Genomic DNA, 19,197 nt, shown 5'->3' on the forward strand with positions numbered 1-19,197 from the left:
CTCTCTAGCTAGCGGAGGACAGTCGCGCTACCACTGGAAAGATATTTCGCATGGTTTAAAAGAAGAGCATACGCGCATCACGAGCACCGTCTCATAGACGGGAAGGCGGCTTAAAAAGAGGATGTCCAGCGGCAAATATGAACGGGCCAATTTACTGCTCGGCAAGGAATGCGCATGGCCAAATTCAACAGCTTGAAGTATCAGCTATATCGCTCTACAGCCATGCAACTCGCGTTAGATGCCTTCGCCAGCGACCCAAACGTGCTAGAGGACGGGGTAGATGTCGGTCAAGTACGTCTTGAGCCAATTACTCAAAAAGCTATCGATGCTTCGTCCTATTGGGGCGACGACGCCACGCTCTATCCGTGGGGAGATGTTCTTAAATGGAAGGGGCGAGATCTAAAAGGCTTCGACCTATCTATCTGGTTTGGCCCACAGCTGTGTGGCATGTGTTATGCGACACCTCGCAAGAGTGCCATACAAATCACAGTCATCTTGCTTGAGGGGAAGCCGGGGAAAACCCATCACCTCAAGGGATACGTCATGCCGCTAGCCATGGCTGCTGTCGGCAACTACGGACGTGCTTGCCAGCTGGCATTTATCGAAATTGAAGACCCCAGCCGAGGCGCTGTGCCGCTCTACCAGGAGCTTGGATTTGTATATGACGATGAGCGTCGGCTTGTGATTTCACTAGCCGACGCCTAACATCGCCCCATTCACACATGGCACAGAGGTGTCTATGCGTAGCAAGAAAAAATCCCAAAAACCTGCGTTGGTAGCGTTCTTCAACGCAGAAGCCCTTCGCTTGATCGGCGGCCCTACTGAAGGCCAACGCCGCATGTTCCGGTCGCAGCTAGTCGCGGCAGGGAACTGGAGCCGACTGGGCTGATGGCCGGGGCAAGCGCTCGCTCTTAATTACCAGCAGTTTTAAAACCGCCTGCGGGCGGTTTTTATATTGGCTGAGAATCAGAAGGGGCAAATTAAGTGACCGACTCGATATTGGGTCAGTTACCGATGGGTAATATTCGCGACGCTCACCGCCGACTTTTCCGAATAGTTACTGATCGGTAATTGTTTAAAGTCCCTACCCCACAACAACTTCCCACTAACCCCCATCCGCACCGTCTTAACCATCAACACCCCTAACGCCACCGTCAGCGCCGCCAGCAACCCAACCGCCACCACCCACAACACCCACCCGCCGTGAAACTCGGCGTAGCGCAGCGCTGCACTCGCCAGCGCCGCCATGGGAAACTGATGGCCCACCAGGCGCCGTAAACGGCACCCCACGACGAAATACCTTGGGTGCTACCACGGCAAACATAAACAGCGCGAAGTAGTAGAGCAGCCCGGCAAACCGGTCGATGCCGCCGATGATGTTGGTGTAGGCGAGAAGCCCACGGCAAACGGTGCCACCAGAATCATCAGCGACGGCGTCATGGCCGGTGGCAGTGCTTCGCGGTGGACCAGGCGGCTGAAGATCACGCTGAGCAACAGCAGCGCCAGCATGGTGCCCACGGCGCAGGCGAACAGGTTGATGTCGGCGGCCCAGGCCATCGGCATATGGCCGCCGGTAACGGCGATGTCGAGGGTGGCCACGCCGGGGATTAGCCAGGCGGGTACGGCGTGGGCGGCGTCTACCTGGCCTTTGAGCAAGCGCGAGACGACTACCCAACTGAGGGCGAACGTGGCGATGACGCCGGAGGTCCACAGGCTGCTGGCGAACGCGCTGCTGTACGGGCAATAACAGCGGAAAGCAGCAGCAACGAAATAACGATGGTGCCGAAGAAGTTGCCGGCAATGGGGTGGTGAAATTCGCTGTGCACGGTCTTCGGGTATTTGGCCAGTTTGGTCAGGTAGCCGGCGGCGAGCAGCACAAACACGAGCACGGCCAGCGCGCCAATGGCTTCGCCGATGATGGCCGGCGCGCCGAGGCTGTCGTGGGCCAGGCGCCAGCTCAGGGCCAGACCCGACAGGCCCATCACCGAGGCGAACAGGTTGATGGGTAAATGGCGTATCGAGGCCTCGGCGGGCCAGTAGCGGGTAGTCGGTGGCGCGGTGGTGGTGGAAGGCTGCATGGCGTTCTCCTTTGGCTGTTTTGCATGTTGCGTCATTTAAGCCAAACTCCGCGCGGTGTGTTCGCTAGAACCCGACGTTTTCCGCCATATCCCGAGCATTGTCTGCCATGCGTATCGCCATTCTTGCGTTCCCCCGTTTCAGCTGCTTGACGTAGCCGGGCCGGCCGATGTGTTTGCCGAGGCGGCCAAGCAGTGGGCCAGCCCGATGCGTATGAGGTGACGTTGCTCAGCACGCAGACCGGCATGCTGGCAGCAGCAGCGGCCTGGGCATGTTGGTGGATGCCGTGGCAGCGACGTATTCCGGTGCTATCGACACCTTGCTGGTGGCCGGCAGCCCCAACCTCGCCGACATGGCCAGCGACGCTCCGCTCCAGGCCTGGCTGCGCGAGCGGGCCGGCAGCGTGCGCCGGGTGGGCTCGGTGTGTACCGGCGCGTTTGTGCTGGCGGCCAGCGGGTTGCTGGAGGGCAAACGGGTGGCGACGCATTGGAATTCGACGGACATCCTCGCCGCGCAGTGCCCCGGCACGAGCGTCGAGGCCGATGCCATTTATGTGCAGGACGGCCAGCTGTTTACCTCGGCCGGGGTGACGGCGGGCATGGACCTGGCGCTGGCCATGGTGGAAGCCGACCACGGGCGCGACCTGGCGCTAAAAGTGGCGCGGGCGCTGGTGATGTTTTTAAAAACGCCCCGGTGGGCAGAGCCAGTTCAGTGCGCACCTGGCGGCGCAGACGGCGGAAAAAACCAGCGTGCGCGAGTTGCAGGATTATGTGCTGGCCAACTTGCGCGGCGACTTGTCGGTGCCGACGCTGGCCGCCCAGGCGGGCATGAGTGAGCGCAATTTCGCCCGTACGTTTCGCAGCGAAACCGGCACCACGCCGGCGGAGTTTGTCGAGAACGCGCGCATCGATGCAGCGCGGCGTCTGGCCGAAGAAACCGAGCTGCCGGCCAAGCGCCTGGCCGATGCCGTGGGCTACGGCAATGTGGATGGGTTTCGGCGGGCGTTCGGGCGGCGGTTGGGGGTGAGTTTGGTGGAGTATCGGCGGCGGTTTGCGCGCTAGCGAAAGCCGTTTTGTTTAGCGGCCCACGCCACTACGAGCGTAGCCAGCAGCAGCACCAATACCGTCGGCGCGAACGCCCCTACGCCGAAACGGGTCAGCAATAAACCCCCGACGATACCGCCGCCGGCAATGGCCAGGTTCCAGGCGGTAACGAGCATGGACTGCGCAACATCGGCCGCCTCGCCGGCGTTTTGGCCAGTGCGGTTTGAAACAAGGTTGCCGCCCCGCCAAACGCCAGCCCCCATACGCCGACCGCGAGATACACCGCCATGGGCTCGCTGCCAGCCACGCCCAGCACCAGCGCCGCCAGCCCGAACAACGCGGTACTCGCCAGGGTAAGCGCGCGCAGGTGATGGTCGACCAGCACGCCGATAACCCAGATGCCCACTAGCGAGGTGATGCCGAATACCAGCAGCACCAGGTCTGTACGATTCAGCAGGCCGGCCTGCAGCAGGAAGGGGGCGATGTAGGTGTAGAGAATGTTGTGCGCGAGCACATATGCCAGCACCACAAACAGCACCGGCCGAATACCCGGCAACGTGAACACGTGCCGCAACGCCAGACGCTTGCCCGCGGCCTGGCCGGCAAAGTCCGGCACGTTAAGGCGCACCCACACCATCAGCAGCACGGCCAGCACGCTCATGATGCCAAAACACATGCGCCAGCCCAGCACCTGGCCCAGCAGGGTGCCGGCCGGCACGCCGAGTGACAGCGCCAGCGGCGTGCCCATCATGGCGATGGCAATGGCGCGGCCTTTCTGCTGCTCGGGCACCATGCGAGCGGCATAGCCGGCCAGCAGCGCCCACAGCAGCCCCGCCGACACCCCGGCCAGAAACCGCGCCACCATCGTCACAGCGAAGCTCTCCGACAGCGTGGTGACAGTGTTGGCGACCGCAAAACCGGCGATGGCCGCCAGCAATAGCGGGCGCCGGCGGACGCCTTGCGTGGCCGCCGTCAACGGCATCGCGGCGAGCAGTGAGCCGATGGCGTAAACGGTAACGGTCTGTCCCACCCAGGCCTCGGAAACCGCCAGCCCGAGGGCCATCTGCGGCAGCAGCCCGGCCGGCAACGCCTCGGTGAGAATGGTGATAAACGCGGCCATGGCCAGGCCAGCAACGGCGCCCACGGCAATCGGTCTGGCGGGGCTAGGGGTAGCGCAACCTCGGAAGCGGTCACCGCAATGTCCTTCAATAAATGGCAATGCCCGCCACCATAGAAAGCCGTGGATTAAGAAAAAGTGGGGTAGAGTTCCTGTTTGAGCGGAACATAACGTCCGCAATGGAGGCGCCGCATGGACAGCCTGAACGGCTTTGTAGTGTTTGTGCAGGTGGCGGAAACGCGCGTTTTGTCGCCGCTGGCCGGCTGCTGGGGGGTGTCGGCTTCGGCCATCGGCAAAAGCGTGGTGCGGTTGGAAGAAAAGCTCGGCGTGCGCCTGTTTCACCGCAGCACCCGCAGCGTGACGCTGACCGCCGAAGGCACGCTGTTTCTGGAACGCAGCCGGCGGATTTTGGCGGAAATCGAGGCGGCGCAACTGGAGCTGTCGCAAACCGCCGCCGCCCCGCGCGGGCGCCTGCGGGTCAGCCTGCCCCTGGTCAGTTCACTTGTGCTGCCGGTGCTTGCCGAGTTTATGCGCGAGTACCCGGCCATCGAGCTGGACCTGGATTTCACCGACAACCTGGTGGATGTGATCGAAGAAGGTTTCGACGTGGTGGTCAGAACCGGCGCACCAACCGACTCGCGTTTGTCGGCGCGCACGCTCGGTTCATTCCGTTCGCTGCTGGTGGCCTCGCCCGACTACCTGGCGCAGCGCGGCACGCCCAAGGTGCCGGCCGATCTGCTGGAACACAGCTGCCTGCATTACCGTTTTCCCAACAGCGGAAAACTGGAAACCTGGGCGTTGCGCCGGGCAAGCGATGAGCCCGAACTGCCCTGCCCACCTCCATGATCTGCAACAACATCGAAACCCGCGTGTGCTTTGCGCAGCTTGGGCTGGGGATCGCTTACCTGCCGGAATTCTCGATCAAGCAGCCCTGGCCGAGGGCAGGTTGTGCAGCGTGCTGGATAAGTACGTGGAACGCACGGGCGTGTTTCATGTGCTGTGGCCGGCCAGCAAACATGCGTCGCCAAAGGTGCGCGCGTTTGTGGATTTTCTCTGTGCGCGGGTGTTTCCAACGGCTGAAAACCAGCTGTCTGCTGGGCGGCGCAAACGGCCGGCGACTGGGTAAGCGGCGCGTCTTACTGTTGCATCAACGCCCGCACCCGCTCGGCATCGGCGGTGGATGCCGGGTTGTAAACGATCATCCCAGGTCCGGCCGGCCATCCACAGCAAACCCCGAGTACTCCAGTTCGATCACCCCCACGCTGGAGTGGTGCAGGCGCTGGTGCCTTCGCCGTGCACGCGCACATCGTTGTCACTCCAAAACTCGGCAAACTCGGCGCTCTGGCTGCACAGTTCGTCCACCAGCTTGCTCACTTGCGAGGTGGCACCGGCGCGAATGGCATCGGCACGGAACGCGCCGACGATAAAGCGCGCCATGCCTTGCCAGTCGTCCTGTCGCGCGCGTGAGTCGGGGTTTAGAAAAATCTGCCGGAGGATATTGCGCTGCTCCGGCGGCAACTGGCTGTAATCGGTAAACACGGCAGCGGCGGCGCGGTTCCAGGCCAGTACATCCCAGGTGGCGGTTTTGATAATGGCGGGGCTGCACTCGAAGGTATCCAGCACCCGCTGCAACCGCGGCGTCACGCCTTCGGGGGCGCGGTACACCACTTCCGGCGGATGGCCGAAGGCGAGCAGAAACAGGTGCTCGCGCTCGGGTTCGGTCATCAGCAGGCTCTGCGCAATACGGTTGAGCACCTCGGCCGAGGGCGCGCCGCCGCGCCCTTGCTCTAGCCAGGTGTACCAGGTGGCGCTGATATTGGCGCGCTGCGCCACCTCTTCACGGCGCAGACCGGGGGTGCGGCGGCGGGCGTTGGAATAGCCGAAATTGGCCGGGTCCAGCCGCGCGCGGCAGTCTTTCAAATACGTACCCAGTAGCTGCTCGGCTCGCTCGTTCATTCACCACCCTGTTAGTGCTTATACCCTGATAACGTCACGGCTTTTACCGGTTAAACACTACGCGCACGCTGGCCACTCCCGCAAAGAGAGAATTGACCCATGCGCATATTTTTGACTGGTGCAACTGGCTTTATCGGCGCCCACGTGGCCGAAGAATTACTCACCGCTGGCCATCAGGTGGTGGGTCTGACCCGCTCGGACGCCGGCACCCGCAAGCTGCTGAGCATCGGCGCCGAAGCCTACCGCGGCGACATAGAAGACCTGCCCGGCCTGCAACGTGGCGCCGAGGGGTGCGATGCCATCATCCACACCGCGTTCGATCACAACTTCGCCACCTTTGTTGCCAACTGCGCGAAAGATGCGCGCGTCATTGCCGCCCTCGGTGCCGTGTTGGAAGGGTCGCAGCGGCCGCTACTCATCACCTCCGGCACGCCCATCGGCTCAGCCGGGCCAGGCCAGGCGGCTGATGAAGATTACGTAAACCTCAACCACCCCAATCCTCGCGTGGCCTCCGAAGTGGCCGGCCATGCGCTGAGCGAGCGCGGGGTCAATGTGGGGGTGATGCGCCTGTCGCAGATTCATAACCCGCTGCGCCATGGCCTGGTCAGTTATGTGATCGACCTGGCGCGGCAAAAAGGTGTGTCGGCCTATATCGGCGACGGCCTGCTTAATTGGTCGGCCGCCCACGTCGCCGACACTGCCCTGCTCTACCGCCTGGCCCTGGAAAAAGCCCAGCCCGGCGCCCGTTACCACGGCACGGCCGAGTCGGCGATTGCCTTTCGCGACATCGCTGAAGCGGTGGGCCAGGGGCTTGGCGTGCCGACTGTGGCGTTGTCGCCTGAAGAAGCGGCCGAGCATTTTGGGTGGTTGTTCGGGTTTGTCGGCAAGGACATGACCGCTTCCAGCAGCAAAACCCGCGAGCGCTTGGGCTGGCAGCCGACCGGGCCGGGGTTGCTGGCAGATATCGCCACCGGCTTGCGCGATGGTCAGGCGTGAGCCTGTAAAAACGCCGCCACGTGCGCCACAAACTGTTCAGACTGCTCCACGTTGGACAGGTGCACCGTCGGCATCAGGGTGAACGCGGCGCCGGGTATCGCGGCCGCCAGTTCTTCACCATGGCGAGCCGAGGTGACGGTGTCGTGCTCGCCGGCAATCACTAGTGTCGGGGTGTCGATCAGCTGGGCGGTGCAGCGCAAATCAGCGTCGCGTACCGCTGCCCAACTGCCGGCTAGGCCGAGGGCGGAGGTGGTTTGCAAGGTAGTGCGAAAACGCTGGATCTGCGCGCTCGGGTTTTCCAGTAGCGCAACGGGAAACCAGTTGTGCATAAAGGTCTCGGCAGTTTCGTGCACATCCGGCGCGTCCAGCACCTGGCGGATGGCGGCATCAAAAACGGCGGGCGGGCCGAGGTAGGCGGCGGTGTTGGACAGCACCAGCCGGTCGATGCGCTGCGGGGTATGAATGGCCAGCCATTGCCCCACGAAACCGCCCAGCGACAGGCCAAGAAAATGCACTTTCTCCAGTTGCAACGTATCGAGCAGTTCCAGCACATCGCGGCCTAGCCGATCCATCGAATACGCACCGGGCGGCGCATCCGATGCGCCGTGCCCGCGGGCGTCGTAACGCAGCACGTAAAAGGCTTGGGTAAGCAGTGCCAGTTGCTCGTCCCACATATGCAGGTCGGTGCCGATGGAGTTGGATAACAGCAGCAGCGGTAAACGCGGGTCGCCGTCGAATTGGTAGGCCAGGCGAATGCCGTCGCCGGTGATGAAGAAGCGAGGTTGAGCGGTCATGGGGGCGGCCCTGTGCAGTTGAAGTGAGGGCCTATCGTAGAAAGCGGCTTTATCGACTTAAATTACAAAGTTTCTACCTTCTTTGTAGGCAATAAGAACAGTGTCCAGCCCCTTTACGCTCCACGATCTGCAGTGCTTCGAGGCAGTAATTCAGCACGGCGGCTTTCAGGCAGCGGCCGAGCAGTTGCACCGTTCCCACCCTTCGGTGTTTGCCGCCGTGGCGCGGTTGGAGAGCCAGCTAAACGTCGCCCTGCTCGACCGCTCTGGCTACCGCGTGCGCGCCACCGAGCAAGGCATGGCGCTCTACCGCCGTGCGCAAACCCTGCTGCACGAAGCCGACGACCTCAAACGCTACGCCGCACAGTTGACCATGGGCCAGGAGACCGCGCTGCGCGTGGTGCTCGGCGACCTCTGCCCGCTGTCACCGGTACTGAAGTTGTTGGGCCAGTTCTTCGGCAGCCGACCGCAGACCCAACTGCACCTGCACTTCGAAACCGTGACCGGCCCCTGGCAATCACTGCTAAACGACGAAGCCGACCTTATCGTGCACCGCATCCCCAAAGGCGATGTCCGGCTGGAGTGGCTCGACCTCGGCAAGGTCGCCATGGTGCCAGTGGTGGCGCCGGGCTTTCTGCCCTTCCCCGCCAGCGCGGCACTTACCCCCGAACAGATGCAGGGCCTGACCCAATGCGTTATCCGCGACAGCGCGCAGCAACCCTTGGAGGCCGGGCACTTTCTGGTCAGCGGCGCGCCGCAGTGTTCGGTGCCGGACATGCTGATGAAAAAAGAGCTGATCGCCCACGGCATGGCGTGGGGGCATTTGCCGCGCTTCTTGATCAACGAGGAATTGGCGGATGGCCGCTTGCTGTCTATCGCCGGTCGGCATCTTCCCGGCGTGGTGGAAGACCTGGTGGTCGCCCGGCGGCGCGATCGGCCGCATGGGCCAGTGGCGGCTGAATTATGGGAGTTTCTGCAGGCGCATTCGCCGCTGATGGAGGCTGAGTTGGGGCAGATACCCGGCCTTCAGCAACGCTCCTCAGGCCGCAGCGTGAGCACCTGAACACCGTCTCTGGTCACCGCCACCGTGTGCTCAAACTGCGCCGACAACTGCCCGTCACGGGTTACCACAGTCCAACCATCTTTCTGCGTGCGCACATCCGCCACGCCCAGGTTCAGCATCGGCTCGATGGTGAACACCATGCCTTCTCGCAGCACCAGCCCGGTTCGCGGTTTACCCCAGTGCAGCACTTGCGGCGGTTCGTGCATTTCGCGGCCGATGCCGTGCCCGCAGTATTCGCGCACCACCGAGTAGCCATGCTGGCGCGCATGGGTTTCGATGGCGTGGCCGATATCGCCCAGCCGCGCACCGGGGCGCACGGTGTTGATGCCTTTCCACAGGGCCTCGTAGGTCACCTGCACCAGCCGCTTGGCCGGCGCGGCGACTTCACCGACGAGGTAGGTTTTGCTGGAGTCGGCGATGTAGCCGTTCTTCTCCAGGGTGATATCGAAATTGACGATATCGCCGCTTCGCAGCACATCCGTTGCCGATGGCACACCGTGACACACCACATGGTTGGGTGAGCTGTTGAGCGAGTAGGCAAAGCCGTATTGGCCTTTGCTGGCCGGGCGGGCGTTGAGCTGGGTGACGATAAAACTGTCGACGAGGTTGTTTACCTGCAGGGTCGACATGCCGATCAGGTGCAGCCCGTCGAGGTAGGTAAACACCGACGCCAACAAACGGCCAGCTTCGGCCATCACGGCAATTTCTTCGGGCCGTTTAGTCATGCGTTGACCACTTTGAGAGCTTGCGGGGCAACGCCGGCCGCTTGCAGTTCGCGCACGACAATTTCGTTGAAGCTTTGCGTCGGGTGCATTTCGCAGAGCATGCCAATCTTGATCCAGAACGCCGCCTGGGCATTGATGGAACGGCACGACACGCCGCTGGCTTTGCGCAGTTGGTCGTGCAGGTCTTCGTCGATATTTACAATGCCCACGGTTTTTTTACCTGAATATGATCTATATACGTTTCGTATATTAACCATATAGAAGTGGGGATTGGAAGGTGAAGCGGACATCAACGCACAACCCTCCCCGCACGGTGCAGGAGAGGCTTGGGCTTTGATTTTTTGAAGGGGATGACGCAGTAGCGGATCAGCTTTTTGGCATGACGATGGTGTGTGCGTGGAAGCCTTTGGTTTTCAAGTCTTCGATCAGCTGGGTGATATTCGGGCCGCCCATCCAGGTGTCGCCCAGGTGGTATTGCATGGTGCCGCTGGTAATTTCGTCGGTGCCCAAATAGGCACGGGCTTCCTTGGGTAGGTCTGACAGTTCAACGCCAACCTTGGCGTAGACTTCCTTGCCGGTCGTTCTGTTTCTGAAGTGACTGGCTCTCATGGGCGTTTCCTTTAGGCTATATGCCCCGCCACTGTAACACCCATGGACGGGCACGCAGGGTTTGCGTGCTTCAACGGTCAGGCGTTGAGTTGCCGTGTCATCCATTGGCGACTGTACGCCAGCACCCGATCTGCCATCAGCGTCGGAAAGTGGATAAACCCATGGGGCGCCTCAGGTAGCAAGTAACTTTCGACTGCGGCTACGTGCTGCCAGCGCTCGGCGAGCTGGAGCGTGTCGTCACGCAGCGGGTCCAGTTCGCCGGTAAACATCAGCGCGGGCGGCATACCGGTAAGGTCGCCATACAGCGGCGATAACGGCGGCTGCCGGCGTTGTTCATCGGTGCGATCGGGCGTCAGCATACGCAAGGCTTCCACCATGCCCGGCCCGTCCAGCACCAGTGTTTGCGGGCCCGCTGTACGCACGCTGGGGGTTCCCGTCAGGTCGTAAACGCCGTAATACAACACGGCGCTGTTCACCCGCGCGAGCATTTCGGGCCAGGCTTTGAGGGCCAGCAGCGTCGCCACGGCCAGGTGCCCGCCGGCCGACTCACCCACCACGATTACCGGCAGCCCCTGGAACAGGTCGCAGCTGTCACTGAGCAGCCAGCGCGCTGCGTCCAGGCAGTCGGCCAACAACCCTTCAATCGGCGTGGAGACCGCCAGCCGGTAATCCACCGACACCACCGCCACATTGCAGGCGTTGACCAGGGCGATATTCAGGTCGTCGTTCATCTGCGCATTGCCGATCACCCAACCACCGCCGTGAAAGTCGAGCACCACTGCTTTGGGCTCACGTTGGGGGCGAATGATGCGCACCGGCACACGGCCCTCGCCCACTATCCGCGTTTCTGCGTTTAGCCCGTGGCGCGTCAGTTTACGTGCGCCGCCTACTTGGCTGACGCGCAGCAGCGCCTGGATGGCCATGGGTGCCAGGCGGTTGCGGATACGGAAACGGGGGAGCCAGGCTAGCGTTTTGTTGAAGCGCTGCACTTGGGCGGATTCTTGAGGGGTGGCGGGAGGCAGTTGGTGGGTAGCCAATTTTTTAAGCTCGTGATCAACCTGTACGTCTGAGAAAGAATGGCGTAAGGAGTTCCGATTACTACTGGATGAAGCGCTTCAGGCAAGGCAGCAAGCAGCCCATTGCCGGAGCCCGCTGAAGCGATACGTCCTCCCGTATCTTGAGCGTTTGCCCTGCGTTTCTTGATCGTAGGACGACTACCGCCAGCCCGCCAAATCTGTGAAAAATCAGGTAAGTGCCAACCGGAGGAGGAAGCAATCCTCAAGTAGCGAGAGGTAGACCATGACCGAAGAGGAATCAGCAATTGAGGCTCGGGCGATAGCGTTTGCGAAAGCTAACAGGACAATCATCGCCAGACAGCTTGCATGCGTAAAAACGTTTCCCGGTGAAGATCATCCTGTTTCTGTATTCATGGCAGGCTCTCCTGGGGCTGGGAAAACCGAGGTTTCCAAATCGCTCATTTCCGCCATTGATGAGAAAGGAGGCAAGGCACTTCGAATCGATCCTGATGATCTACGACCCTATTTCCCAGAGTACGCCGGAAACAATTCGCGCCTGTTCCAGCGTGGCGTTAACGTCATAGTCGAGCGCCTTCATGATTTAGTTCTGCACCAACGCCAGTCCTTCTTGCTTGATGGAACCTTGTCCAACTTGGAGGTTGCACGCAGGAACATTGAGCGGTCGCTGCGACACAATCGTGCCGTGACGATTGTTTATGTGTACCAGCAGCCCCATTTGGCATGGGATTTTGTGAAAGCACGGGAGATCACAGAGGGCAGGAACATCCCGAAATCTGAATTTATTAGGCAACTCTTCGCGGCGAGAGAAGCCGTAAAGGAACTAAAGAAAACGTTCCGCCTACAGTTAAACGTGGACGTAATCATCAAGGACATCGACGGGACTAACGAGCACGTAGAACTAAACGCTGACGCAGCAGAAATTGACGCTCTGGTTAGCGTTGGATACTCTCCTAACGAACTTGATCAAATTTTAACCGAGGGCTAATACATGAAAACGGTTCCAGAGGTCGCAGGCAGCCCCCTGTCGAGCTTTTTTAGAAATAGCTCCGAAACGGCAAAACGCGCTGCGTATAGCTCTGCGTCGTCCAAGGCTATCGATAGCCAGCGACGTGTTCTCGAAGAAGCCGAACGTATCCGGGAAAAACAATCCTGCTCTTGATTCCAGACCTGAACAAAAAGCCGCCAAATTGGCGGCTTTTCTACAGGCGCTGAAACGAATCCCCCTCCATCGCGCTCTCCGCCCGCCCAAACAACTTCGCTTTGATTGGATCACCCGAATTCATATTCAGCTGCGCGCTTCTGTCCGATTTGGGCCATTCATGTAGCCATCGTGGCGATGAGCACCCGGTAAAGGAGATGCCAAATCCATCCCCTCAAGTCGCTGGCCTTTGCCTTTACACTGGCCGCCTCTCTCCCGTCGGATAATCACCGTGGCGCGTTTTCTTCCCTTGCTGTTGTTAGTGTTGCCGGGATTGGCTACTGCGGCGCCGCCGGCCCTGGAGAATACAGAGCTGTACACCAAAGTCGTCAGCGATTGCCGTGACGTCGAACTGGCAAGCTGGAAGCATCCGACCCGCGCGGTGCTGGAGAAAAACAAGATTCCCCTTGAGCGAGTGGAGCTTTGCAACGGCGGGCGCTATCCCATTTTCCATGTACAGCTGCCCTATGATCCACAAGGCCAGACCCGTGACTTCTTCGATCCGCTGTACCAGCAAATGAAAAAAGCCAACGGCAAATGGCCCTATGCCTTTGTCGACAGCAATGACGCGCAAGTGCTGTACATCAGCTATCGCGACAATGGCACCACCGCAATGGATTGGGAGTTTTATACGCTTCCTTGATGGCGGCTATCGGCCAAACCCTCAACAAAAAGCCGCCAAATTGGCGGCTTTTTTACCAGCGCTGTCCCGAAGTTCCCCCTGGGGCTCCCCGCCCTACTCAAACAACTCCGGCTTGATCGGATCACCCGAAGTCATATTCAACTGCGCGCGCACGTCTTCGAACATCAGGTCGTAGTGCTTGTGCGCTGAGCCAATGCTGCTCAGGGCTTTGGGCACGCCATACTTTTCGGCGATTTTCGTCACGTTACGGGCAAAGTTATAGGCTTCGTCTTTGGGCAGAAAAAACGGTTCTTTCATGTCTTTTCCTTGAATGGTGCCGTGCAGCGTAAACAGCATGCCCTTGCCCAGTTTCTCGTCTTGGGAGAGTTCGTAGTCGAGGCACAGGTTGTAGCTGACATCGTTAGGCGTGAGCGCATGACGCTCGATATGAAGTTGACCAGGCTTGAACGTAGCCACGTTATTTCCTCCTGAAGACACGTGCTTGGCGAGCGCGACGGGGCGCCGAGCCACGGGTTCTACGCTAGTTTGTTTTCGTAGGTTGTAAAGCCTTTGACACCCACCTCAGGTGCCAGTAAATGGCCGCTATGGTCGAGAATTTTCAGCCACGGCCAGCGTGCCTGATAGCTCTTGGCTTTTTGCTCGAACAGATCCGGCTGCGAGTTGTTGGGGTTGATCCGCAGCAGGCCCTGGGCCACATCGGCCAAGCCGAAGGGTGCGTACAATTCACCGGTTTCTACGTCCAGCCCGATACAAGTTCCTGCGATCAGATACCGGTCAACCCCGTCTCGGGCGGACTGCAGTTGGGGATATGACCGACCAAAGCGCTCGCTGTACCAGAGGTGCACGCGCGCCTGGTTTTTGATTTCGACGTTGACATTGAGGTCGTGGAATAGCGCTTGGGCAGCCAGGATCACTTCATTTTCAGCTTCCCAGGAGTGGTCCGGGTCGAAGTAAAAAACGTCGTAATCCTTGACGCCCCACTCCGCCGGGCGCTGTGCCTGCTGATTCCATACGGCCTGGAAAAGGCAGCCGGCGGTGAGCAGGCATTGCGCCAGCCCGAGCGACGGCAGGCGTGCGGTGAGTTCGGCGTTGATGGGGTTGGTCATGGCGAGCGCGACCAACTGGTTGGCAGTCAATGTCATGGTCCACCTTTGGAACGCGGGACTGGGTGAGAAAGGCGCATGCCGCTCAGGCCCGGGTCAATTTCCACCAGCGATAGCCGCAGTAAAGCCCCGCCGGCACCGCAGTAAAAAAGAAACTGACGCCGAACGACAAACCAAACACGTAGAACAGCAGCACAAACCCCAACACGGCCACGCCGGTTGCCACGGCCGTCAGCCACCATTCGACGTATGCCAGGTCGGCCGCATCTTTTTGCCAGCTGTTTTCCGGGTGCTGGTTTTGGGCGCGCACTTTGCGCACCAGCCACAGGTCTGCGAAAAAACTCAGAATGCCTTCAAGCACTTCGCCAATAAAGATGAACATCCTTGCTCCTTGGGCTGCGTCGGGAGGTTTGCGCGGTCGAGACTAGGGCGTTTTTCGGCGGGCCGTCCATTGTTGTTTTCACACAACGTGCGTCCGTTCAAGGCACGGCTACGCTTAGCCGAGCGTTGCCCTGCGCAACATCAAAAACCCGCCCTGTGGGGACGATCAGAAGGAATGGTCATGGTTGCTATCTACCCGCTGTCGCTCAAAACCTTTCGTATGGTTGGCCTGGGTGCCGGCTGTTTACTGGCCGCCACGCTCGTAGCGGCCAGCCCGATGAGCAAGGCCGTGCGCACCTCCGATCATATGGAGCCGGCGCTGGTGTTTCCCGCCCAGCAACAAGCGGTGCAGGAGAAGCTGGATGCGCTGTACAAGCGCACCGGCAAACGGCCGAATATTGTCTGGCTGGTGGCCGATGACATGGGCTGGGGCGACCCCGGCGTGTATGGCGGCGGCGCGGTGGTGGGCGCCTCGACGCCAAGTATCGACAGCCTGGCGCAAGAAGGCCTGAAGCTGACTTCGGTGTATTCCCAACCCACCTGCACGCCGACCCGCTCGGCCATTCTGACCGGGCGCTTGCCGCCGCGTACCGGGCTGATCCGGCCGATTCTGGCCGGCGACAAATTAACGAAAAACCCGTGGGCCGATGAAATATCGCTGCCCAGCCTGCTCAATACGGCGGGCTACCAGACGCTGCTGGTGGGCAAATGGCATGTGGGTGAAGTGGAAGGCATGCGCCCGCAGGACATCGGCTTTGAGGAGTTTTACGGCTACTACCCGGCGCAGAAGGAGTTGTCGCAGGCGTTCGACAAGCGCCGTTATCCCGACCTGGTGCTTAACCCGGAACGCCTGGAGATGCTGCGTAAAACCGGCGACAGCGACGCCCTGATTCACGGTTGGAAAGGCGGCAAAACCGAAGAGGTGTCGCATATTCGCAGCATCGAAGACATGGCCGAGGCCGACCACACCCTGGCGCAGTTCACCCTGCAGAAAATCCCCGAGCTGGCCAAGGCCGGCAAGCCGTTCTTTCTCGAACATGCCTTTATGAAGCCCCACGCCGACAACTTCCCGTCCAAGGAATTTGAAGGCAAGAGCGAAAGCAAATACCCCTACCGCGATGCTGTGACCGAGGTGGATGCCTATGTGGGGCAGATCGTGGCGGCGCTGGATAAGGCCGGTGTGCTGGATAACACCTTTATTTTCTTTACCTCCGACAACGGCCCGCAAATGGATAGCTGGCCGGACAGCGGCTACACGCCGTTTCGCGGGGCGAAAAGCTCGGCTTGGGAAGGCGGTGTGCGGGTGCCAGGGATTGCGTACTGGAAAGGCGTGATCAAACCGAACACGCAGAGCGATGGGTTGTTTGACCTTATGGACTTGTTCAATACCTCGTTGGCCTTGGCCGGTGCGAGCGACAAGCTGCCCCAGGACCGCTATATGGATGGCATCGACCAGAGCAGTTTTCTGCTGGCCGATAACGGCAAATCCAACCGCGAGAAGGTGTACATCTGGAACGGCTACGACCTGATGGCCATGCGCATGTATGAGTACAAAATCCACCTGAAAATTACCCAGCCGCAGGCGCAGTGGCTGGATATCGATATGAGCACCAAGGCCGACACGGGGCTCGCGCCGTGGTTGTTCAATTTGTATATCGACCCGAAAGAGCAGTACCCGGTGGGGCATCGCATGAATGCGTTTCTGGCGTCGATGGCGGCGGAGATGAAGGCGCATGCGGCGACGTTCAAGCAGTATCCGCCGAAGAAGATTGGGTTGTGAGGATCAAGAGAAACCTCACCCCAGTGGTGGGCCTGTGCAATGCACGGTCTAGTCCCCTCGCCCCCTTGGGGGAGAGGGTTAGGGTGAGGGGGTAACTACAGGCGCTACCGATTCAGACCTTACTCCCCGCCAATCTTGTACACGCTGATCAGCACCTCATGCTCACTCACCCCATCAATGGTGCCGGTAAAGATGTAGTCGTTAAGCCATGCATTCGCCCCCGGCTGGGTTTTGAACTTGGGCGTGGTGCGGCAGTAGAAGTCGCTCTCTTTCATGTCGCGCAGTTCCAGGCCTTTGGCTTTCTTGGCCAGGCCCGATTCGTTGAGGCGCCAGATGCCGGCGTTGTCGATGATGATGATCTGCCCGTCATCGGTTTTCAGGCGATACAGGGCGTTGACCATCGTCACGCCGTCTTCGCGGGTGACGGACATATCCGCGCCGCCCGGCACCACGGTGCCTTTCATGCCTTTGCCGGTAAACGTGCCGCCAATGATCGGGTAGTTGATGCGCATGCCATCGGGGCCCTTGCCCATTTCTTCACGCGGGCCGAGTTGTACGTCGATTTGCAGCACCAGCTCATTGGTCAGCCGGTTGGGGATTTTTTCTTTCAGTTCCTGCGCCTGGGCAGACGAAAACCAGGCGGCGAGAAACGCCAGGCACAGATTGGCCACAACACGCAGGACGCTGCGCGAATTCATTGCTGTATTCATGGGTGCAACTCTCGTAATCGGGGGTAAAACCACCCGCGGCTGGCGCGGGTGGCTGCGGGTTTAGAACGGTGGGAACGACGACAACGGGTCGTGGCGGCACGGCTGTTTGAGCAGCGTGTTGCACTCCGGCAGGTCGGGCGGAATGGTCACGCCGGTCAGCTCACCGAGTACCAGTTGCGACGGGTGCTGGGCGTCGTGGAACACGCTGTTGCGGCTGGCCAACGCGTAGTAGGCAAAGCCATAACCCCCGGTGTTGGACGGCGCGTCGATCCAGATACGCAGCTTCGAGCCTTTGCGGAACGGGTGGGAGAACGGGGGAATTTCCACCCGGCCCAATGCCGGCACGTTGGGCAGCATCGGCTGAATGCCGTCCGGGTCGTTGAGTTGCTGCGGACGCACCTCGGTGGACTTGCTGCCATCCAGCTTGCGGTTGGACATGCGCAGCCAGCCGCGTTGCACGAACACTTCTTTCTCGTCGGGGCGCACTTCGGTGATGGTCACCTGCACGTCGGTATCCGGTGCCAGGAAGGTCGACAGCCAAATATCAGCGCTGCCGCTGCCGTAGCTCAGGAAGTCGCGCTCGAAGGCGGCACTCGTGTAGGCCACGCTGCCGTCGCGCCACAGCGGATGTTGCCAGCCCCAGGCGTGGTCTTTGAGGTAGGTGTTCACCTCCGGGCCGGGGATTGGATAGAGATACGGGTCCGGCTTGCCGGTGCCTTTGCCGCCGTCGATCAACTCGCCATCTTCGCTCAGGGCAAAGTGCGTGGGCTTTACGGCCAGCGGGTAGTTGTCGCGCTCGATGGTCCAGCTTGGGTGCGCGGTTTCGTTGAGCTGGTGGCGGCCTTCGCGGTTGTCGGCGACGGTTTCCTGCCAGATTTCCAGGTGCTTGCGGCTTTCGAAACCGTTTTGCTCGCCCTTCACAAAGTGGTCGAGGAACGGGTAGAGCTTTTCTTTGCGGAAGCGCTCGGATTCGTACAGGTTGTGGCCGCCGCTGGTTTGCACCATCCACAGTTTTTTCGGGTCCAGGCGCTCTTGATAGAAGCCTTCGCGGGCCAGTACGGCTTCGTCCTGCCAGGCCTGCATGGACAGCACCGGCACCTGAACCAGGTTGGCGCGGTCACGCGGGGCGCGTTGTTTCATCCAGTCGTCGAGCTGGGGGTGGCGGATCATCTGGTACATCAGCGAGGTGGCGCCGACCTTGGCTTTGTTTTCTTCCACCTGGGCCAGGCAACGGTCGTCTTTTTCACTTTGCGCGCTGGCTTTTACCGCGTCCCAGCGCATGTCCACGAACCAGTGCCAAGAGGTGGTAAAGCCCTGGTTCGGTACTCCGCCTTGCGACCAGCTGTCGGTGTAGGCATCGCCCAGAATCATGCCGGGGGCGATGGCCTTGAGGCCCTTGGGCCGCTCGGAGGCGGTCATCAGTTGCGACATGCCGGCCCACGACCAGCCGAACATGCCGACGTTGCCGTTGGACCAGCCCTGCTGCGCGGCGAACTCAATGGCGCTGCGCCCGTCGGTGCCGTATTCCGGGCCGAGGAAGTCGAAGGTGCCTTGCGAGCAACCGGTGCCGCGGGCTTGTACGCCCATCACGGCGTAGCCGCGGGCGACCAGGTCTTTGTCCATTTCCACGGAGAAGGTTTCGTCGTCGGCCAGGTACGCCGAACCGCCGATGCTGCCGGAGTCGTAGCCGCTGTAGCGGACCAGTACGGGGAACTTGCCTTCGCCCTTGGGCAGCAATACGGAGTAGCGCAGTTGGGTACCGTCGGCAGCGGTGATATAGCCGGTGACGCGCTTGCCCCAGAAGGGTTGGAAGCTGCGGTCGGGCGGTGGCGGGCCATCCATCGGCGGTTGGCTGCCGCAACCGGCCGCCAGCAGAATAAGGCTGATGGTGCTCAGGCGCAGGGCGCGTGTGAGGGTGTTCATGTGCATAACTAGCCTCGGATAAATCGTCTCGTGAGACGGCCGGTTC

19 protein-coding genes and 4 pseudogenes are annotated in these 19,197 nt (G+C 60.7%); 9 read left to right on the plus strand and 14 right to left on the minus strand.

Translation table 11 applies throughout. From position 1 onward, the window contains the following. Positions 1 to 174 precede the first annotated feature (174 nt). Positions 175 to 705 (plus strand): N-acetyltransferase, encoded by a 531-nt coding sequence (locus AC0V2S_RS10190; RefSeq protein WP_475509639.1) that lies wholly within the window; start codon positions 175 to 177, stop codon positions 703 to 705. A 303-nt stretch (positions 706 to 1,008) separates the two neighbouring features. Here the strand turns inward: AC0V2S_RS10190 and AC0V2S_RS10195 are convergent, their stop codons facing one another. Beyond that, positions 1,009 to 1,248: a hypothetical protein gene (locus tag AC0V2S_RS10195; protein WP_475509640.1), complete on the minus strand. Its 240-nt coding sequence runs from the start codon at positions 1,246 to 1,248 to the stop codon at positions 1,009 to 1,011. A 60-nt stretch (positions 1,249 to 1,308) separates the two neighbouring features. Further along, a pseudogene (locus AC0V2S_RS10200) lies at positions 1,309 to 2,114 on the minus strand (SLAC1 anion channel family protein). Between the two features lie 233 nt (positions 2,115 to 2,347). Between AC0V2S_RS10200 and AC0V2S_RS10205 the strand changes: the two are divergent. Together AC0V2S_RS10205 and AC0V2S_RS10210 are read left to right on the plus strand one after the other, a co-directional pair. Beyond that, positions 2,348 to 2,911 carry an AraC family transcriptional regulator gene (locus AC0V2S_RS10205; RefSeq protein ID WP_475509641.1) on the plus strand — a complete coding sequence of 188 codons (564 nt, stop codon included), beginning with the start codon at positions 2,348 to 2,350 and terminating at the stop codon, positions 2,909 to 2,911. Further along, positions 2,904 to 3,137: a helix-turn-helix domain-containing protein gene (locus tag AC0V2S_RS10210; RefSeq protein WP_475509642.1), complete on the plus strand. Its 234-nt coding sequence runs from the start codon at positions 2,904 to 2,906 to the stop codon at positions 3,135 to 3,137. Before AC0V2S_RS10205 ends, AC0V2S_RS10210 begins: the two co-directional genes overlap by 8 nt. On the opposite strand, the pseudogene AC0V2S_RS10215 reads toward AC0V2S_RS10210, so the two are convergent. Beyond that, positions 3,134 to 4,239, minus strand: a pseudogene (locus AC0V2S_RS10215) (MFS transporter). The gene AC0V2S_RS10210 and the pseudogene AC0V2S_RS10215 overlap by 4 nt on opposite strands. A gap of 189 nt (positions 4,240 to 4,428) precedes the next feature. Here AC0V2S_RS10215 and AC0V2S_RS10220 point away from each other — a divergent pair. Beyond that, positions 4,429 to 5,362: pseudogene (locus tag AC0V2S_RS10220) on the plus strand (LysR substrate-binding domain-containing protein). A gap of 10 nt (positions 5,363 to 5,372) precedes the next feature. Here the strand turns inward: AC0V2S_RS10220 and AC0V2S_RS10225 are convergent. Next, a pseudogene (locus AC0V2S_RS10225) lies at positions 5,373 to 6,192 on the minus strand (helix-turn-helix transcriptional regulator). Between the two features lie 99 nt (positions 6,193 to 6,291). Between AC0V2S_RS10225 and AC0V2S_RS10230 the strand changes: the two are divergent. Beyond that, positions 6,292 to 7,188, plus strand: a complete 897-nt coding sequence (locus AC0V2S_RS10230; protein ID WP_475509643.1) for an SDR family oxidoreductase — start codon at positions 6,292 to 6,294, stop codon at positions 7,186 to 7,188. On the opposite strand, the gene AC0V2S_RS10235 is transcribed toward AC0V2S_RS10230, so the two are convergent. Beyond that, positions 7,179 to 7,982 (minus strand): alpha/beta fold hydrolase, encoded by an 804-nt coding sequence (locus tag AC0V2S_RS10235; RefSeq protein ID WP_475509644.1) that lies wholly within the window; start codon positions 7,980 to 7,982, stop codon positions 7,179 to 7,181. The genes AC0V2S_RS10230 and AC0V2S_RS10235 overlap by 10 nt on opposite strands. Before the next feature lie 100 nt (positions 7,983 to 8,082). On the opposite strand from AC0V2S_RS10235, the gene AC0V2S_RS10240 reads away from it, so the two are divergent. Beyond that, complete coding sequence (locus AC0V2S_RS10240) at positions 8,083 to 9,042, plus strand: LysR family transcriptional regulator (protein ID WP_475509645.1); 960 nt, start codon at positions 8,083 to 8,085, stop codon at positions 9,040 to 9,042. Here AC0V2S_RS10240 and map read toward each other — a convergent pair. From map to AC0V2S_RS10260, 4 genes are all read right to left on the minus strand, one after another. Further along, positions 9,006 to 9,767: a type I methionyl aminopeptidase gene (gene map / locus AC0V2S_RS10245; RefSeq protein WP_475509646.1), complete on the minus strand. Its 762-nt coding sequence runs from the start codon at positions 9,765 to 9,767 to the stop codon at positions 9,006 to 9,008. The two genes, AC0V2S_RS10240 and map, sit on opposite strands and share 37 nt — an antisense overlap. Then, a complete protein-coding gene (locus AC0V2S_RS10250) occupies positions 9,764 to 9,976 on the minus strand; it encodes a ParD-like family protein (protein ID WP_475509647.1) in 213 nt (70 codons plus the stop codon). Before AC0V2S_RS10250 ends, map begins: the two co-directional genes overlap by 4 nt. Positions 9,977 to 10,133: 157 nt before the next feature. Continuing rightward, complete coding sequence (locus tag AC0V2S_RS10255) at positions 10,134 to 10,376, minus strand: hypothetical protein (protein WP_475509648.1); 243 nt, start codon at positions 10,374 to 10,376, stop codon at positions 10,134 to 10,136. 77 nt (positions 10,377 to 10,453) lie between these two features. Then, entirely contained in the window at positions 10,454 to 11,413 is a 960-nt protein-coding gene (locus AC0V2S_RS10260; protein ID WP_475509649.1) for an alpha/beta hydrolase, read from the minus strand. Between the two features lie 262 nt (positions 11,414 to 11,675). On the opposite strand from AC0V2S_RS10260, the gene AC0V2S_RS10265 reads away from it, so the two are divergent. Next, positions 11,676 to 12,398, plus strand: a complete 723-nt coding sequence (locus tag AC0V2S_RS10265; RefSeq protein ID WP_475509650.1) for a zeta toxin family protein — start codon at positions 11,676 to 11,678, stop codon at positions 12,396 to 12,398. Between the two features lie 445 nt (positions 12,399 to 12,843). After that, on the plus strand, positions 12,844 to 13,254 hold the full coding sequence (locus tag AC0V2S_RS10270; protein WP_475509651.1) for a hypothetical protein: 411 nt from the start codon (positions 12,844 to 12,846) through the stop codon (positions 13,252 to 13,254). Between the two features lie 93 nt (positions 13,255 to 13,347). Here AC0V2S_RS10270 and AC0V2S_RS10275 read toward each other — a convergent pair whose 3' ends face one another. Genes AC0V2S_RS10275 through AC0V2S_RS10285 form a run of 3 tightly spaced genes read right to left on the minus strand, consistent with a single transcriptional unit; the run spans position 13,348 to position 14,739 of the window. Beyond that, a complete protein-coding gene (locus tag AC0V2S_RS10275; RefSeq protein WP_475509652.1) occupies positions 13,348 to 13,710 on the minus strand; it encodes a DUF5064 family protein in 363 nt (120 codons plus the stop codon). Positions 13,711 to 13,769: 59 nt separating this feature from the next. Then, positions 13,770 to 14,396, minus strand: a complete 627-nt coding sequence (locus AC0V2S_RS10280) for a nucleotidyltransferase family protein (protein ID WP_475509653.1) — start codon at positions 14,394 to 14,396, stop codon at positions 13,770 to 13,772. 46 nt (positions 14,397 to 14,442) lie between these two features. Continuing rightward, positions 14,443 to 14,739 (minus strand): hypothetical protein, encoded by a 297-nt coding sequence (locus tag AC0V2S_RS10285; RefSeq protein ID WP_475509654.1) that lies wholly within the window; start codon positions 14,737 to 14,739, stop codon positions 14,443 to 14,445. Between the two features lie 180 nt (positions 14,740 to 14,919). Here AC0V2S_RS10285 and AC0V2S_RS10290 point away from each other — a divergent pair, with 180 nt between their 5' ends. Then, complete coding sequence (locus AC0V2S_RS10290) at positions 14,920 to 16,518, plus strand: arylsulfatase (protein ID WP_475509655.1); 1,599 nt, start codon at positions 14,920 to 14,922, stop codon at positions 16,516 to 16,518. A gap of 119 nt (positions 16,519 to 16,637) precedes the next feature. Here the strand turns inward: AC0V2S_RS10290 and AC0V2S_RS10295 are convergent, their stop codons facing one another. Next, entirely contained in the window at positions 16,638 to 17,216 is a 579-nt protein-coding gene (locus AC0V2S_RS10295; RefSeq protein ID WP_475509656.1) for a DUF3237 domain-containing protein, read from the minus strand. Positions 17,217 to 17,288: 72 nt separating this feature from the next. Continuing rightward, the gene (locus tag AC0V2S_RS10300) at positions 17,289 to 19,151 is read right to left on the minus strand and encodes a CocE/NonD family hydrolase (RefSeq protein WP_475509657.1); all 1,863 of its coding nucleotides are present in this window, start codon (positions 19,149 to 19,151) and stop codon (positions 17,289 to 17,291) included. Positions 19,152 to 19,197 lie beyond the last annotated feature (46 nt).

This window comes from Pseudomonas sp. CC11G, from assembly GCF_056174845.1.